The organism is Streptomyces sp. NPDC032472 (genome assembly GCF_040636955.1).
In the GTDB taxonomy this organism is placed as follows: domain Bacteria; phylum Actinomycetota; class Actinomycetes; order Streptomycetales; family Streptomycetaceae; genus Streptomyces.
This window is the reverse complement of the sequence record NZ_JBEZVK010000001.1, coordinates 204666-218921: the sequence shown is the minus strand read 5'-3', so window position 1 is coordinate 218921 and position 14256 is coordinate 204666. Positions and strand designations below refer to the sequence as shown.

At 70.6% G+C, this 14256-nt stretch carries 15 protein-coding genes, 5 tRNA genes and 2 pseudogenes; 4 read left to right on the top strand and 18 right to left on the bottom strand.

Features of this window, described 5'->3' with window-relative positions; all coding sequences use genetic code 11:
• The first annotated feature begins 90 nt into the window (after positions 1-90).
• Positions 91-324, top strand: coding sequence for an Lrp/AsnC ligand binding domain-containing protein (locus AB0F11_RS00965; protein ID WP_030162831.1), 234 nt, complete (start codon positions 91-93; stop codon positions 322-324).
• A 23-nt stretch (positions 325-347) separates the two neighbouring features.
• Positions 348-842, top strand: coding sequence for a DUF3515 domain-containing protein (locus AB0F11_RS00960; protein WP_362166734.1), 495 nt, complete (start codon positions 348-350; stop codon positions 840-842).
• A gap of 90 nt (positions 843-932) precedes the next feature.
• On the opposite strand, the gene AB0F11_RS00955 is transcribed toward AB0F11_RS00960, so the two are convergent.
• The 3 genes from AB0F11_RS00955 to AB0F11_RS00945 are packed head-to-tail and all read right to left on the bottom strand — an operon-like array spanning position 933 to position 3889.
• A complete protein-coding gene (locus AB0F11_RS00955) occupies positions 933-2090 on the bottom strand; it encodes a D-alanine--D-alanine ligase family protein (protein WP_362166732.1) in 1158 nt (385 codons plus the stop codon).
• 39 nt (positions 2091-2129) lie between these two features.
• Positions 2130-3140, bottom strand: a complete 1011-nt coding sequence (locus AB0F11_RS00950) for an NAD(P)H-dependent glycerol-3-phosphate dehydrogenase (RefSeq protein WP_362166730.1) — start codon at positions 3138-3140, stop codon at positions 2130-2132.
• The gene (locus AB0F11_RS00945; protein WP_362166728.1) at positions 3137-3889 is read right to left on the bottom strand and encodes a lysophospholipid acyltransferase family protein; all 753 of its coding nucleotides are present in this window, start codon (positions 3887-3889) and stop codon (positions 3137-3139) included. The genes AB0F11_RS00950 and AB0F11_RS00945 overlap by 4 nt, the downstream gene beginning before the upstream one ends.
• A 218-nt stretch (positions 3890-4107) precedes the next feature.
• Here AB0F11_RS00945 and cofC point away from each other — a divergent pair.
• A pseudogene (cofC, locus tag AB0F11_RS00940) lies at positions 4108-4761 on the top strand (2-phospho-L-lactate guanylyltransferase); the annotation flags it as partial.
• A 297-nt stretch (positions 4762-5058) separates the two neighbouring features.
• Here cofC and AB0F11_RS00935 read toward each other — a convergent pair.
• The 4 genes from AB0F11_RS00935 to leuC form a co-directional block, all read right to left on the bottom strand.
• Entirely contained in the window at positions 5059-5748 is a 690-nt protein-coding gene (locus AB0F11_RS00935; RefSeq protein WP_362166725.1) for an HU family DNA-binding protein, read from the bottom strand.
• Positions 5749-5892: 144 nt separating this feature from the next.
• Positions 5893-6120 carry a hypothetical protein gene (locus AB0F11_RS00930; RefSeq protein WP_362166723.1) on the bottom strand — a complete coding sequence of 76 codons (228 nt, stop codon included), beginning with the start codon at positions 6118-6120 and terminating at the stop codon, positions 5893-5895.
• A 137-nt stretch (positions 6121-6257) separates the two neighbouring features.
• A complete protein-coding gene (leuD, locus tag AB0F11_RS00925) occupies positions 6258-6851 on the bottom strand; it encodes a 3-isopropylmalate dehydratase small subunit (RefSeq protein WP_362166721.1) in 594 nt (197 codons plus the stop codon).
• A 3-nt stretch (positions 6852-6854) separates the two neighbouring features.
• Entirely contained in the window at positions 6855-8288 is a 1434-nt protein-coding gene (gene leuC, locus AB0F11_RS00920; RefSeq protein WP_362166718.1) for a 3-isopropylmalate dehydratase large subunit, read from the bottom strand.
• 185 nt (positions 8289-8473) lie between these two features.
• On the opposite strand from leuC, the gene ndgR reads away from it, so the two are divergent.
• On the top strand, positions 8474-9190 hold the full coding sequence (gene ndgR / locus AB0F11_RS00915) for an IclR family transcriptional regulator NdgR (RefSeq protein WP_030304142.1): 717 nt from the start codon (positions 8474-8476) through the stop codon (positions 9188-9190).
• Between the two features lie 183 nt (positions 9191-9373).
• On the opposite strand, the gene AB0F11_RS00910 is transcribed toward ndgR, so the two are convergent.
• From AB0F11_RS00910 to AB0F11_RS00860, 11 genes and pseudogenes are all read right to left on the bottom strand, one after another.
• A tRNA-Glu gene (locus tag AB0F11_RS00910) sits at positions 9374-9446 on the bottom strand.
• Between the two features lie 27 nt (positions 9447-9473).
• A tRNA-Gln gene (locus tag AB0F11_RS00905) sits at positions 9474-9545 on the bottom strand.
• Between the two features lie 23 nt (positions 9546-9568).
• Positions 9569-9641: transfer RNA gene (locus AB0F11_RS00900), tRNA-Glu, on the bottom strand.
• Positions 9642-9702: 61 nt separating this feature from the next.
• Positions 9703-9775, bottom strand: a tRNA-Glu gene (locus AB0F11_RS00895).
• 27 nt (positions 9776-9802) lie between these two features.
• Positions 9803-9874: transfer RNA gene (locus AB0F11_RS00890), tRNA-Gln, on the bottom strand.
• 86 nt (positions 9875-9960) lie between these two features.
• Positions 9961-10688 (bottom strand): annotated as a pseudogene (locus AB0F11_RS00885) (HAD family hydrolase).
• A 40-nt stretch (positions 10689-10728) separates the two neighbouring features.
• Positions 10729-11100 (bottom strand): hypothetical protein, encoded by a 372-nt coding sequence (locus AB0F11_RS00880; RefSeq protein WP_362166715.1) that lies wholly within the window; start codon positions 11098-11100, stop codon positions 10729-10731.
• Positions 11097-11360: a hypothetical protein gene (locus AB0F11_RS00875; protein ID WP_362166713.1), complete on the bottom strand. Its 264-nt coding sequence runs from the start codon at positions 11358-11360 to the stop codon at positions 11097-11099. Before AB0F11_RS00875 ends, AB0F11_RS00880 begins: the two co-directional genes overlap by 4 nt.
• A gap of 109 nt (positions 11361-11469) precedes the next feature.
• The gene (gltX, locus tag AB0F11_RS00870; protein WP_362166711.1) at positions 11470-12948 is read right to left on the bottom strand and encodes a glutamate--tRNA ligase; all 1479 of its coding nucleotides are present in this window, start codon (positions 12946-12948) and stop codon (positions 11470-11472) included.
• Positions 12941-13741: a fumarylacetoacetate hydrolase family protein gene (locus AB0F11_RS00865; RefSeq protein ID WP_362166709.1), complete on the bottom strand. Its 801-nt coding sequence runs from the start codon at positions 13739-13741 to the stop codon at positions 12941-12943. Before AB0F11_RS00865 ends, gltX begins: the two co-directional genes overlap by 8 nt.
• A 151-nt stretch (positions 13742-13892) precedes the next feature.
• Complete coding sequence (locus tag AB0F11_RS00860) at positions 13893-14078, bottom strand: hypothetical protein (RefSeq protein WP_362166706.1); 186 nt, start codon at positions 14076-14078, stop codon at positions 13893-13895.
• Positions 14079-14256: the final 178 nt, after the last annotated feature.

The window sequence follows — 14256 nt, the reverse complement described above, 5'->3', positions numbered from 1 at the left end:
TGGCGTCCCTTCTTCCCCGGGCCCGCCTGCTCTCCGCGGGCCCACCCTGAGGTTAGGGGAATCGATCCTCGTGGCCGCCCTGGAGGTTCCGTGGTACAGGCGTACATCCTTATCCAGACCGAGGTGGGCAAGGCGTCGTTCGTCGCCGAGTCCATCAGCCAGATCCCGGGGGTGATCCAGGCGGAAGACGTGACCGGCCCGTACGACGTGATCGTGCGGGCCCAGGCGGACACCGTGGACGAGCTCGGCCGCATGGTCGTCGCCAAGGTCCAGCAGGTGGAGGGCATCACCCGTACCCTGACCTGCCCGGTCGTCCATCTGTAGCCCCCGTCTACTCTTGGCCGGTGATGTCACTGCACCGCCGGCCCCTCCGTGTGCCCGTCCTGCTGCCCGCCCTGGCTGCCGCGGCAGCCCTCGCGGGCTGCTCCCCGGGCGGCGGCGAGGCCCGGGTGGACCCGCCGCCCGCGCCGCCGTCCGACGTCGCGGGCTACTGTGCGGCGCTGCACAAGGAGCTCCCGGCGACGGTGGCGGGCCTGGCGCGGACTCCTGCCGAGCCGGAGTCCGATCTGACCGCCGCGTGGGGCGGCTCGGCGATCGTACTGCGGTGCGGCATCCCCAAGCCCGCCAAGATGCGCGATCCGAAGCAGGAGGGCGTGCACGTGAACGGTGTGGCCTGGCTGCTGGAGAAGCTGGACGACGGGTCCTTCCGCTTCACCACCGGGTTGCGGCTGGCGTACACGGAGGTCCGGGTCGACAAGGAGCATGCCATGGACGCGGGGATGCTGGTCGGGCTGTCCACCGCGATCGCCAAGGCCGTCCCCGAGGGGATCTCGTCCTACTGACGTCCCCCGCCCCCGTGCTCTCGCACCGACCGCCCGCCGGGAATCCCGGCGGGCGGTCGGCGTGGCGGGCGGTCGCGCTGCCGGTCCGCGCTAGCGCAGCCCGGTGGAGCGGCGCAGGGCCGCCTGGATCAGGCGGTCCACCAGCTCCGGGTAGGCGATGCCCGACTCCTGCCACATCCGCGGGTACATCGAGATCGGCGTGAAACCGGGCATGGTGTTGATCTCGTTGATGACGAAGGTGCCGTCCTCGGTGAGGAAGAAGTCGGCGCGCACCAGGCCCTCGCAGGACGCGGCCTCGAAGGCCTCGATCGCGAGCCGCTGCACCTCGGCGGTCTGCTCCGGGGTGAGCGGGGCGGGCACGATGCCGGAGGCGGAGTCGATGTACTTCGCCTCGAAGTCGTAGAAGTCGTGGCTGGAGACCGGCGGGATCTCTGCGGGCGCGCTGGCGCGCGGGCCGTCCTCGAACTCCAGCACGCCGCACTCGATCTCGCGGCCGCGCAGCAGCGCCTCCACGATGACCTTCGGGTCGTGGCGCCGGGCCTCGCTGATCGCCGCCTCCAGGCCGGAGACGTCGTCGACCTTGGTGATGCCGATGGAGGACCCCGCCCGGGCGGGCTTGATGAACAGCGGCCAGCCGTGCTCGGCGGCGAAGTCCAGGATCCGGCCCTTGGCGGCGTCCCGGTCGGCGTCCCACTCGCGCGGGCGGACGGTCAGGTAGGGGCCCACGGGCAGGCCGAAGGAGGTGAAGACGCGCTTCATGTACTCCTTGTCCTGGCCGACGGCCGAGGCGAGCACGCCGGAGCCCACGTACGGGACGCCGGAGAGCTCCAGCAGGCCCTGGAGGGTGCCGTCCTCGCCGTACGGGCCGTGCAGCATCGGGAAGACGACGTCGACCTCGCCCAGGGCCTTGGGAACGGCCCCCGGCTCGGTGTAGACGACCTCGCGGCTCGCGGGATCGACGGAGAGCACGACGGCGCCCTCCTCGGATTCCGCGAGCTCCGCGACGCTCGGGAGCTTGCGGTCGGCGATGGCCATCCGCTCGGGCTCGTCGGCGGTCAGCGCCCACCGTCCGTCCGTGGTGATGCCGATGGGCAGCACCTCGTACTTGGAGCGGTCGATGGCGCGCAGCACGGCGCCCGCCGTGACGACCGAGATGGCGTGTTCCGAGCTGCGGCCGCCGAACACGACGGCCACGCGGGGCTTGCGGCCCTGCTGCTCCGGGGACTGGGGGAGGTTCTCGCTGCTCATATCGCCACGAGAGTACCCGCTCAAGCGTCCGGAAAGGAGTCAGCGCCGTTCCGGTTTGGCGCTGCGCGCCATGAGTTCCTTCAGCGCGACCAGCGGGGGCTTGCCGTGGTGGACGATGTCGACGACCGTGTCGGTGATCGGCATGTCGACCCCGTGGCGGCGCGCCAGATCGGCCACCGACTGGCAGGACTTGACGCCCTCGGCGGTCTGCTTGGTGACCGCGATGGTCTCCTCCAGGCTCATCCCGCGGCCCAGGTTGGTGCCGAAGGTGTGGTTCCGGGAGAGCGGCGAGGAACAGGTGGCGACCAGGTCGCCGAGGCCGGCGAGGCCCGAGAAGGTGAGCGGGTCGGCGCCCATCGCCAGGCCCAGCCGGGTCGCTTCGGCCAGCCCGCGGGTGATGAGGGAGCCCTTGGTGTTGTCGCCGAGGCCCATGCCGTCCGCGATGCCGACGGCGAGGCCGATGACGTTCTTCACGGCGCCGCCGAGCTCGCAGCCGATGACGTCGGTGCTCGTGTACGGGCGGAAGTACGGGGTGTGGCAGGCCGCCTGGAGGCGCTGGGCGACCGGTTCGTCGGCGCAGGCCACGACGGCGGCCGCGGGCTGCCGGGCGACGATCTCGCGGGCCAGGTTGGGGCCGGTGACGACGGCGACGCGCGAGGCGGGGACCTTCGCGACCTCCTCGATCACCTCGCTCATCCGCTTGGCGCTGCCGAGTTCGATGCCCTTCATCAGCGAGACGAGGACGGTCTCGGGCTCCAGCAGCGGGGCCCACTCGGCGAGGTTGCCGCGCAGGGTCTGGGAGGGGATGGCGAGGACCGCGTAGTCGGCGCCGGCGGCCGCCTCGGCGGCGTCGGTGGTGGCGCGCATGTTCTTCGGGAGCTCGACGCCGGGGAAGTAGTCCGGGTTGGTCCCGGTGGTGTTGATGGCGTCGACCACCTCCCGGCGGCGGCCCCACAGGACCACCTCGCAGCCGGCGTCGGCGAGCACCATGCCGAAGGCGGTGCCCCAGGAGCCGGTTCCGAAGACGGCCGCCTTCACGGGACGTGTCACTTGCGGTCCTCCCCCGCGGCCTTGCGCCGCTGCTCCGCCCTGGCCTTGCGGTGGTCGTAGGGCGTCTCGGGCGCCTTCTCGCCGCGCAGCTCCTCCAGCAGCGCGGTGATGGCCGCCATGATGATCTCGGTGACTTCCTTGAGCACGTCCGGGGTGGGTTCCCGGTCGTAGTACGCGGAGAGGTCCAGGGGCGGTCCCGCGAGCACCTGGAGGGTCTTGCGCGGGAAGAGCCGGACCTTGTTCTCCTTGGCGTAGGGCGGCATCGCGAGGTTGGCGCCCCACTGGGCCACCGGCACGACCGGCGCCCTGGTCATCAGCGCGACGCGGGCGGCGCCGGTCTTGCCGGCCATCGGCCACACCTCGGGGTCGCGGGTGAGGGTGCCCTCCGGGTAGAAGGCCACGCACTCGCCGCGCCCGATCGCGTCCACGGCGGCCCGGAACGCGTCCATGGCGTTGGTGGTCTCGCGGTAGACGGGGATCTGGCCGGAGCCGTGCAGGATGGCGCCGACGAAGGGCACCTTGAACAGGGCGGCCTTCGCGAGGAAGCGGGGCACCCGGCCGGTGTTGTACTGGAAGTGCGCGTAGGACAACGGGTCCAGGTACGAGTTGTGGTTGACGACGGTGATGAATCCGCCGTCGGCCGGCATGTGCTCCGTTCCCCGCCAATCCCGCTTGAAGAGCACCACCAGCGGCGGTTTTGCAATGACCGCCGCCAGGCGGTACCAGAAGCCGATTCTGCGGCGGGACACTGGAACACCTTCCTCTAGTACCGGTGCGCGCGGGTACCTCCCAGCGCTGGCTGGGGAAGCTTGGGCACCTCGTCGGCCGGACAAGTGTGGCGTCAGGTCCGGACTCTGTCGAGAACACCGTACGCCCCGCTCCGGCCGCCGGACCTCCGGGTTGCCCGGGCGCGGGTGACAATGGGCCGACGCATGACCAGGCCATGACCCGGCCGTGGTCCGGGCATGTGCCGCAGCGCACCGGAGGGAAGGGGTCCGCCACGAACGCCGTCTGGAGCCTGGTGATCCCGCTGAAGCCCCTGGCGGTGGCCAAGAGCCGTCTCGCGGCGGCGGTGGGGGCCTCCAGGGCCGGGCTGGCCCTGGCGTTCGCGCAGGACACGGTGGCGGCCGCGCTGGCCTGCGCTGCGGTGCGCGATGTGGTGGTCGTCACGGACGACGCGGCGGCCGGGGCGGAACTGGCCCGGCTGGGGGCGCGGATCGTGCCGGACGTGCCGGCGGCGGGTCTCAACGCGGCGCTCGCCCACGGGGCGCGGCGGATACGGGCGGCCGTGCCCGGGGCGGCGCTCGCGGCGATGAACGCGGACCTTCCCGCCCTGCGCCCACCGGAATTGCTACGCGTGCTCGAAACCGCATCCGCATTTCCCCGGGCATTTCTGGCGGATGCGGCGGGAATCGGTACGACCTTGCTTTCCGCGGGTCCGGAGTCGGAATTGGCACCCTCGTTCGGGGGCCGGTCAAGGGCCAGGCATTCCGCGTCGGGGGCGGCGGAAATCGTGCTGACGGGGGTGGACAGCGTGCGCCGGGACGTGGACACCGGCGCGGATCTGCGGACGGCCCTCTCCCTCGGTGTCGGGCCCCACACGGCCCGATACAGTTCCGGTATGCAGGCGACCGCGTACACCTACGACTCCCAGACCCGCAGCGGCAGCGTGCTGCTCGACGACGGCACCCCGGTGCCCTTCGGGGCGGCAGCGTTCGACGCGGGCGGCCTGCGGCTGCTGCGCCCCGGCCAGCGGGTGCGGATCGAGACCGAGGGCGAGGGCCCGGGCCTGCGGATCACCCTGGTCACGCTGCAGACGTTCTGACCCGGACTGCCGCGTCCGACCTGCGAAAACGCACCGCGGGCCGGCCTCCCCCCAAGGGGAAGCCGGCCCGGCGTGTGGAACGGGCGCCCGCCCTCACTTCTTGCGGGCGGTCGTCTTCTTCGCGGTGGTGGTCTTGCGCGCCGTCGTCTTCTTGGCGGGCGCCTTCTTCGCGACGGCCTTCTTCGCCGGCGCGGTGGTGGTCTTCTTGGCCGTGGTCTTCGCGGCCGCGGTCTTCGCCGGCGCGGCCTTCTTGGCCGCGCCGGTGGTCTTCTTGGCCGTCGCCGTGGTCTTCTTCGCCGTGGCGGCGGTCTTCTTCGTGGTGGCCTTCTTCGCCGCCGCGGTCTTCGCCGGCGCGGCCTTCTTGGCCGGCGCCGCCTTCTTCGCGGTGGTGGCCTTCTTGGCGGCGGCCTTCTTGACCGTCGAGCGGCTGGAGGCGGCAGCGGCGGCGGCCATCAGGCTGCCCTTGGGGGCCTTCTTGACGGCCACCTCGTCGCCCTTGGGGAGCTTCTTGGTCCCGCTGACCAGGTCCTTGAACCCCTGGCCCGCGCGGAAGCGGGGAACCGAGGTCTTCTTGACCCGGACGCGCTCACCCGTCTGCGGGTTGCGGGCGTAGCGGGCCGGCCGGTCGACCTTCTCGAACGAGCCGAAGCCTGTGACCGAGACCCGGTCGCCCGCGACGACCGCGCGGACCATGGCGTCCAGTACCGCGTCGACAGCGTCAGCGGCCTGCTGGCGGCCGCCCAGCTTGTCGGCAATCGCTTCTACGAGCTGCGCCTTGTTCACGTCTTCCCCTTCGGAGACTTCGCCAGAACGAATGTGTTCAAGCTTATTTCGCACGTTAGGCGGATATATACCGCAAATCAAACACGAAACGGGCTAATCACCCTAGTGCCGCAACGGAAGTGCCCGTTGCGGAGTTCCTTCGCATCAGTCGCCTTCAGGGAATCGACCCTCGTCGAGGTCCTTCATCAACCTGTCCAGGCGCCTTGCCGCATCGGCGAGATCATGCTTCGCCGCGGCCGTGACGACCAACAGCTTCCGGGACAGCGCCATCCTTACCGCCTCCGGGACTTGCAGCGTGCGCACCCGTGTGTGTGCTTCTTTCAACCGGTCCGCGACGAGTTCGTAGAGCTCAAGTTGACTGTCGCGTTCCATGCACAGATTGTGCCATCTGGGGCGAGTTGTCGCCTCACAGGGCCTCAACACACAGCTGTGCCCCCCGCCGGAAGGCGGGGGGCACAGTGTTCTCGATGTGATCACCGGAAGGTGAATAAGCGCTGATCAGGCTGGAATCAGACCTGAATCGTGCGCGGCTTGAAGGCGGGTCGCGCGCTTTCGTACGCGTCGATGTCGGCTTCGTTCTGAAGGGTGAGCGAGATGTCGTCCAGCCCCTCCAGCAGGCGCCAGCGGGCGTTGTCGTCGAGTTCGAACTCCGCCTCGATTCCCGCTGCGCGGACCTGCCGGGCGACCAGGTCGACGGTCACCTCGGCGGTGGGGTCGGCCTCGGTCAGCTCCCAGATCCGCTCGACGGTCTCCTGCGGCAGGACCACCGTCAGCAGACCGTTCTTCAGCGAGTTGCCGCGGAAGATGTCGGCGAAGCGGGAGGAGATGACCGCCTTGAACCCGAAGTTCTGCAGGGCCCAGACGGCGTGCTCACGGGAGGAGCCGGTGCCGAAGTCGGGGCCGGCGACCAGCACCGTCGCGCCCGCGCGCTCCGGGCGGTTCGTGATGAACTCGGGGTCCTTGCGCCAGGCCTCGAAGAGCCCGTCCTCGAACCCGTCGCGGGTGATCTTCTTCAGCCAGTGCGCCGGGATGATCTGGTCGGTGTCGACGTTGCTGCGGCGCAGCGGTACGGCCCGGCCGGTGTGGGTGGTGAAGGCTTCCATGTTTCAGACTCCGGAGGGGGCGGGATCGGCCGAGTTGGCGGTCAGGTCGGCGGGCGAGGCCAGATGGCCCAGCACCGCGGTGGCGGCGGCCACCGGCGGGGAGACCAGGTGCGTACGGCCGCCCTTGCCCTGCCGGCCCTCGAAGTTGCGGTTGGAGGTGGACGCGGAGCGCTCACCGGGGGCCAGTTGGTCGGGGTTCATGCCCAGGCACATGGAGCAGCCCGCGTGCCGCCATTCGGCGCCGGCCTCCTTGAAGACCAGGTCCAGGCCCTCCTCGACGGCCTGCAGGGCGACGCGGACCGAGCCCGGGACGACCAGCATGCGCACGCCGTCGGCGACTTTGCGGCCCTTGATGACGTCGGCGACGGCGCGCAGGTCCTCGATCCGGCCGTTGGTGCAGGAACCTACGAAGACGGTGTCGACCTTGATGTCGCGCAGCGGCTGCCCGGCGCTCAACCCCATGTACTCCAGGGCCTTTTCGGCGGCCAGGCGCTCCGAGGCGTCCTCGTACGAAGCCGGATCGGGGACGCTCGCGGACAGCGGCGCGCCCTGGCCGGGGTTGGTACCCCAGGTGACGAACGGCGACAGTGAGGCACCGTCGATGACGACCTCGGCGTCGAAGACCGCGTCCTCGTCGGTGCGCAGGGTCTTCCAGTACGCGACCGCCGCGTCCCAGTCCTCGCCCTGCGGGGCGTGGTCGCGGCCCTGCAGGTAGTCGAAGGTGGTCTGGTCGGGGGCGATCATGCCCGCGCGGGCGCCGGCCTCGATCGACATGTTGCAGATGGTCATCCGGGCTTCCATCGAGAGCTTCTCGATGGCCTCGCCGCGGTACTCCAGGACGTAGCCCTGGCCGCCGCCCGTACCGATCTTGGCGATGATCGCCAGGATCAGGTCCTTGGCGGTGACGCCCTCCGGCAGCTCGCCCGTGACGGTGATCGCCATCGTCTTGGGCCGGGCCAGCGGCAGCGTCTGGGTGGCCAGGACGTGCTCGACCTGGCTGGTGCCGATGCCGAAGGCCAGCGCGCCGAAGGCGCCGTGCGTCGAGGTGTGCGAGTCGCCGCAGACCACGGTGGTGCCCGGCTGGGTCAGGCCGAGCTGCGGTCCCACGACGTGGACGACGCCCTGCTCGACGTCGCCCAGCGGGTGCAGGCGCACGCCGAACTCGGCGCAGTTCTTGCGCAGCGTCTCCAGCTGGGCCCGGGAGACCGGGTCGGCGATCGGCTTGTCGATGTCGAGGGTGGGGGTGTTGTGGTCCTCGGTCGCGATGGTGAGGTCGAGACGGCGGACCTTGCGGCCGGCCTGCCGCAGGCCCTCGAAGGCCTGGGGGCTGGTCACCTCGTGCAGCAGGTGCAGATCGATGAAGAGGAGGTCGGGCTCGCCTTCGGCGCGCCGGACGACGTGGTCGTCCCAGACCTTCTCCGCGAGTGTCCTACCCATCGCTTTCCCTCCGGCCGGCCCCTCGGGCCGGCGCTTCATAGAGATGTGGTGCGGCTGCTCGCCGGTACCCCACGTGCCGGACGACGGCCTCGGACCCAGTGGTTCGTGGACCCGCACATACAGACTCGCTTGTTCTTGGAAAAATTGAACTTGCGTTTCACAGTGTGAGACGTGAATATCGTTTCATGGACAACTCTAGCGGCGTCGGCGTTCTCGACAAGGCAGCTCTGGTATTGAGCGCACTGGAGTCCGGTCCGGCCACCCTCGCCGGGCTGGTCGCGGCGACAGGGCTCGCACGACCCACGGCACATCGCCTGGCCGTGGCACTGGAACACCACCGGATGGTGGCGAGGGACATGCAGGGCCGGTTCATCCTCGGACCGCGGCTGGCGGAGCTCGCCGCCGCGGCCGGCGAGGACCGCCTGCTGGCCACGGCGGGACCGGTACTCACCCACCTGCGCGACGTGACCGGCGAGAGCGCGCAGCTCTACCGCCGGCAGGGAGACATGCGCATCTGCGTGGCGGCCGCGGAGCGGCTGTCGGGCCTCAGGGACACCGTCCCGGTGGGCTCCACGCTCCCGATGAAGGCCGGCTCCGCCGCGCAGATCCTCATGGCCTGGGAGGAGCCCGAGCGGCTGCACCGCGGCCTGCAGGGCGCGCGCTTCACGGCGACGGCCCTGTCGGGCGTGCGGCGCCGCGGCTGGGCGCAGTCGATCGGCGAGCGGGAGCCCGGTGTGGCGTCCGTCTCCGCGCCGGTGCGCGGGCCGTCGAACCGCGTGGTGGCCGCCGTGTCGGTCTCCGGGCCGATCGAGCGCCTGACCCGCCACCCGGGCCGGATGCACGCCCAGGCCGTCATCGACGCCGCAGCGCGCCTGACCGAGGCCCTGCGCCGCTCCGGCTGACCTGCCGAACCCCTTTCCCCCGTCCCCCGGGCCCGGGGGCGCGTACGACGCCGCACACGTCCGAACACGCGCCTTCGGGCCCGTACTTGTGCGCCCGCCGGGCCCGCTTCGGGCCGTCCCGGGAAGGGTGCGGAAACACGAAGGAGGCCCTCCGCGATGAACGCGGAGGGCCTCCTCGATGCGTACCCCCGACCGGATTCGAACCGGCGCTACCGCCTTGAGAGGGCGGCGTGCTAGGCCGCTACACAACGGGGGCATGCCTTGCAGCTGACGCTGCACTGCGCTGGGCTACCAGGACTCGAACCTAGAACAAAGGAACCAGAAACCTTCGTGTTGCCAATTACACCATAGCCCAAGGTGGTCTAAACCAGACCTCAGTACCCCCGACCGGATTCGAACCGGCGCTACCGCCTTGAGAGGGCGGCGTGCTAGGCCGCTACACAACGGGGGCCCTAGCGATCCTGCATCAAGACGTCCAGGAGCTACCCAAAACACCTCACGGGAAGGATCTGTACCCCCGACCGGATTCGAACCGGCGCTACCGCCTTGAGAGGGCGGCGTGCTAGGCCGCTACACAACGGGGGCAAAGCACTGCGTTACTGCTGCACTGCGCTGGGGTACCAGGACTCGAACCTAGAATAAGGGAACCAGAAACCCTCGTGTTGCCAATTACACCATACCCCACCAAAAGTCAATCCCTTGCGGGGATTTTCCTTCGGGCGGCGCCTCCGTCCGGCCTTTCGGCCCTCTCCGGCGGCGCAGAAAGAACATTACCGGATGCCTGACCGTGCTCCAAAACGGGTATCCCGGCCAGCACCCCGGGGAGCTGGGAAAGCCCGGCGATCCGGTGCACGCCACCGGGTCCGGGCCCCCGCCCGCCGTCGCGATCCAGCCAGACCGCGGTCAGGCCGGCGTCCCGCGCGCCGCGCGCATCGATCTCCGGCTGGTCCCCCACGTACGCCACCTCGCCCGGCGGTAGGCGCAGCGCCTCACAGGCCGCGAGGAAGGCCGCCGCCTCGGGCTTGCTGACCCCGAGCTCGGCGGCGCACACGAGCACCTCGAAGCGCTCGCGCAGGCCGAGCCGGCGCAGCTTGGGGTCCTGGTTGGCGCTGGAGGAGTTGGACAGCACGCCGTGCTGGTAGGTGCCCGCCAGGGCGTCCAGGGCGGGCAGGACGTCGGGGAACACCGTCCAGGCGGCCTGGTAGTGCTCCACGTACCGCTCGAACCAGGCATCGGCGGTGTCGTCGTCCATCGCGGGCTCCTCCAGGAAGTCCCGCACCCGGTCCCGGCGCTGCCCCTGGAAGGACACCTCGCCCGCGGCGAAGCGGTCCCAGTGCCGGGCGGTGGCCTCCCGCCAGCGCGCGAGCGCCTCGGCGGGGGTTCCGTACCGCCGGTCGATCCCGTCCTCGGCGAGCCGGCGCGCGAGCCCGGCGGTGTCGGCACCCGTGTAGTCAAAGAGGGTGTCGTCGATGTCCCACAGCACGGCTCGGATCGGCATACCGCCGAGGCTACGCCTGCAGCTTGGCGCCGGGAGGGTTTTAGGGTTTGCCGATCTCGACGGCCCAGACGCCCGTCCCGTCGTAGGCCTCGGGGGTAGAGGTCAACACCTGCCCCTCCACGGCCCCGGATGCCGCGGCGAACACCGCATGGGCGTACCTCCAGTCGAGCCCGGCAGCCGTGACGTCCTCGACGGCCGCGGCGCCCGCGAAATCGAGCGGAAGGAACTCCAGGCCCGGCAGTGCCCCCACATGGGCCGCCACGCCGGGCAGTTCCCTGCCTGCGGCGACCAGGCAGAGAGCAGGCACATGGGCACGCCGGGACGGATCGTCGACCTCGACGACGGCGAGGCCCGACAGCAGCCGGTGCCCGCGACACAGTGCCAGGACTGCGGTGTGATCGAGGATGATCACCTGCGACTGCCGACCGCACGCGCGACGATGGCCTCGCGCCAGCGCTGGCCCTCACGCACGTCCTCGTCGGTGAAGTCCGCGCACAGATGGGCGCGTACGTACGCGACCGCGCGCGCCGTCCGCTCTGCGCGCTCCGCCTCCACCGGGGTCATCGCGGCCAGCCGCTCGACGTACGCCCGGGTACTGAGGCCCCTCTCCTGCGCCAGCTGCCGAAGCCGGTCGCGGGTCTCCTCGGCGATCTTTATCGTCGTGTCGGCCATGACCGGAGAATACCACCGAATACCTCGGCTTCGTGACCTCGGTCACAGCATGCCAAAGGGGCGGCGGCCGGGATCCGGCCGCCGCCCCCGAGGGACGCGAAAGGCGGTGCTACGCGGCCAGCTTGGCCAGGGCCGCGTCGATGCGGGCCAGCGAGCGGTCCTTGCCCAGGATCTGGAGGGACTCGAAGAGCGGCAGGCCGACGGTGCGGCCGGTGACGGCCACGCGGACCGGGGCCTGCGCCTTGCCGAGCTTGAGGCCGTGGGCCTCGCCGGCGGTCAGGACGGCCTGCTTGAGGGACTCCGGGTCGTTCCAGTCGGCCGCGTCCAGGTGGGCGCGGGCCGTGGTCAGCAGGGCCGCGGGCTCGCCCTTCATCGCCTTGTCCCAGGACGCCTGGTCCTCGACCGGCTCCTTGCGGAACAGGAAGTCGACGTTGGCGGTGATGTCCGACAGGACGGTCACACGGGTCTGGGCGTACGGCGCGATGGCCTCCCAGGCCGCCGTGTCGAACTCCTCGGGCTCCCAGTTGGCGAACGGGGCCTGCAGCCACGGGGCGCAGGCGTCCGCGAAGGCCTTCGGGTCCAGCCGGCGGATGTGGTCGGCGTTGATCGCCTCGGCCTTCTTGAGGTCGAAGCGCGCCGGGTTCGCGTTCACGTCGGGGATGTCGAACTTCGCCACCATCTCCTCGATCGAGAAGATGTCCTGGTCCTTGGAGAAGGACCAGCCGAGGAGCGAGAGGTAGTTCAGCAGGCCCTCGGGCAGGAAGCCGCGCTCGCGGTACAGGTTGAGCGAGGACTCCGGGTCGCGCTTGGAGAGCTTCTTGTTGCCCTCGCCCATCACGTACGGCAGGTGGCCGAACTGCGGGATGCCGGTGGCGATGCCCAGCTCCATCAGCGCCTTGTACAGAGCGATCTGCCGGGGGGTGGAGGACAGCAGGTCCTCGCCGCGCAGCACGTGGGTGATCTGCATCAGTGCGTCGTCGACCGGGTTGACGAGCGTGTACAGCGGCGCGCCGTTGGCCCGCAGGATGCCGAAGTCCGGCACGTTCTCCGGGGTGAAGGTCAGCTCGCCGCGGACCAGGTCGGTGAAGGTGATCGGCTCGTCGGGCATCCGGAAGCGGACGATGGGCGTGCGGTGCTCGCCCTTGTACGCCTCCAGCTGCACGGTGGTCAGCTCGCGGCAGTGGCCGTCGTAGCCGGAGGGCTTGCCGGCGGCGCGGGCGGCCGCGCGGCGGGCGTCGAGCTCCTCGGTGGTGCAGTAGCAGTCGTACGCGTAGCCGCCGTCGCGGAGGCGCTGCGCGACGTCCGCGTAGATGTCCATGCGCTCCGACTGGCGGTACGGGGCGTGCGGGCCGCCCACCTCGGGGCCCTCGTCCCAGGTGAAGCCGAGCCAGCGCAGCGAGTCGAGCAGCTGGCCGTAGGACTCCTCGGAGTCGCGGGCCGCGTCGGTGTCCTCGATGCGGAAGACGAAGGTGCCGCCGTGGTGGCGGGCGAACGCCCAGTTGAACAGGGCGGTGCGGACCAGGCCCACGTGGGGGTTGCCGGTCGGGGAGGGACAGAAACGTACGCGGACGGGGGTCGCGTTAGCCACGCTTGATCACCTTGTTGGTGAGAGTGCCGATGCCTTCGATGGTGACGGCGACCTCGTCGCCGACGTTGAGGGGGCCGACTCCGGCCGGGGTCCCCGTGAGGATGACGTCGCCGGGGAGCAGCGTCATGGCCTCGGTGATGTGGACGACCAGGTCCTCGACGGAGCGGACCATGTCGCTGGTGCTGCCGAGCTGGCGCTGCCGGCCGTTCACGGTGCACTGGACGGCCAGGCCGGCGGCGATCGCCTCCGGGTCCAGGCCGGTCTCGATCCAGGGGCCGAGGGGGCAGGCGCTGTCGAAGCCCTTGGCCCGGGCCCACTGCTTCTCGCGCTGCTGGACGTCGCGCGCGGTGACGTCGTTGGCGCAGGTGTAGCCGAGGATCACGTCCTTGACCCGCTCGCGCGGGACCTCGCGGCACATGCGGCCGATGACCACGGCGAGCTCCGCCTCGTGGTGGAGGTCCTGGGAGAAGGAGGGGTAGGTGATCGGGTCGCCCGGGCCGACCACCGAGGTGGAGGGCTTGAAGAAGGTGATGGGGGCGTCCGGGACCTCGTGGCCGAGCTCGGCCGCGTGCTCCGCGTAGTTGCGGCCGACGGCCACGACCTTGTTGGGGAGCACGGGCGGCAGCAGCCGGACCTTGCTCAGCGGGACCTTCGTGCCGGAGAGCTCGAAGTCCCCGAACGGGATGCCCTTGATGATGTCGAGGACGAGCTCACCCTCGGCGCCGGGGGCGGTGTCGCCCTCGACTGCGCCGAACGCGACATTGCCGTCGATCGAGAACCTGGCGATGCGCACGTGCTGCGTCTGCCCCTCTTTGTATTTCCGCTGGCTGGAGTCTGCGGACTCCAGGCTAACGCGGCGGGCAGCGGCGCCCCGCGTCATTGCGCCGCCGGGCCGGCGGCGGGGCGTCTGCGCGCTCTGCTCCCGGGCTGCTCGCGGGCCGCTGCTACTGGGCGGCGGGGGCGGCCGGGGCGTGCATCAGCACGGTGCGGCGCGGGTTCGCGGTCTGGGTGGGCAGCTCGACGGCGTGCTCCGGAGCCTCGACGGCCTGCATCTCCTCGGCGTCCTTGAGGTGCGCGAGGGTGGTGCGGCGCGGGTTGGCTATGTTGCGGAACATCATCGTCGTCTTCATCGGAGTTTCGGGCCCTCGGCTCGGTCGTCGGTGGGGTTGTCGGTTCCGTCAACCCTGTAAAGGGCAAGGCTAAACATCCGATTCCCCGCCTGAACCGGGAAGTATTGGCCACGGCCGTGTGAGTTTGCTCACCTGTGACCCGACAATCCGGGCATAACAGTCAGTCAATTCGGGCACC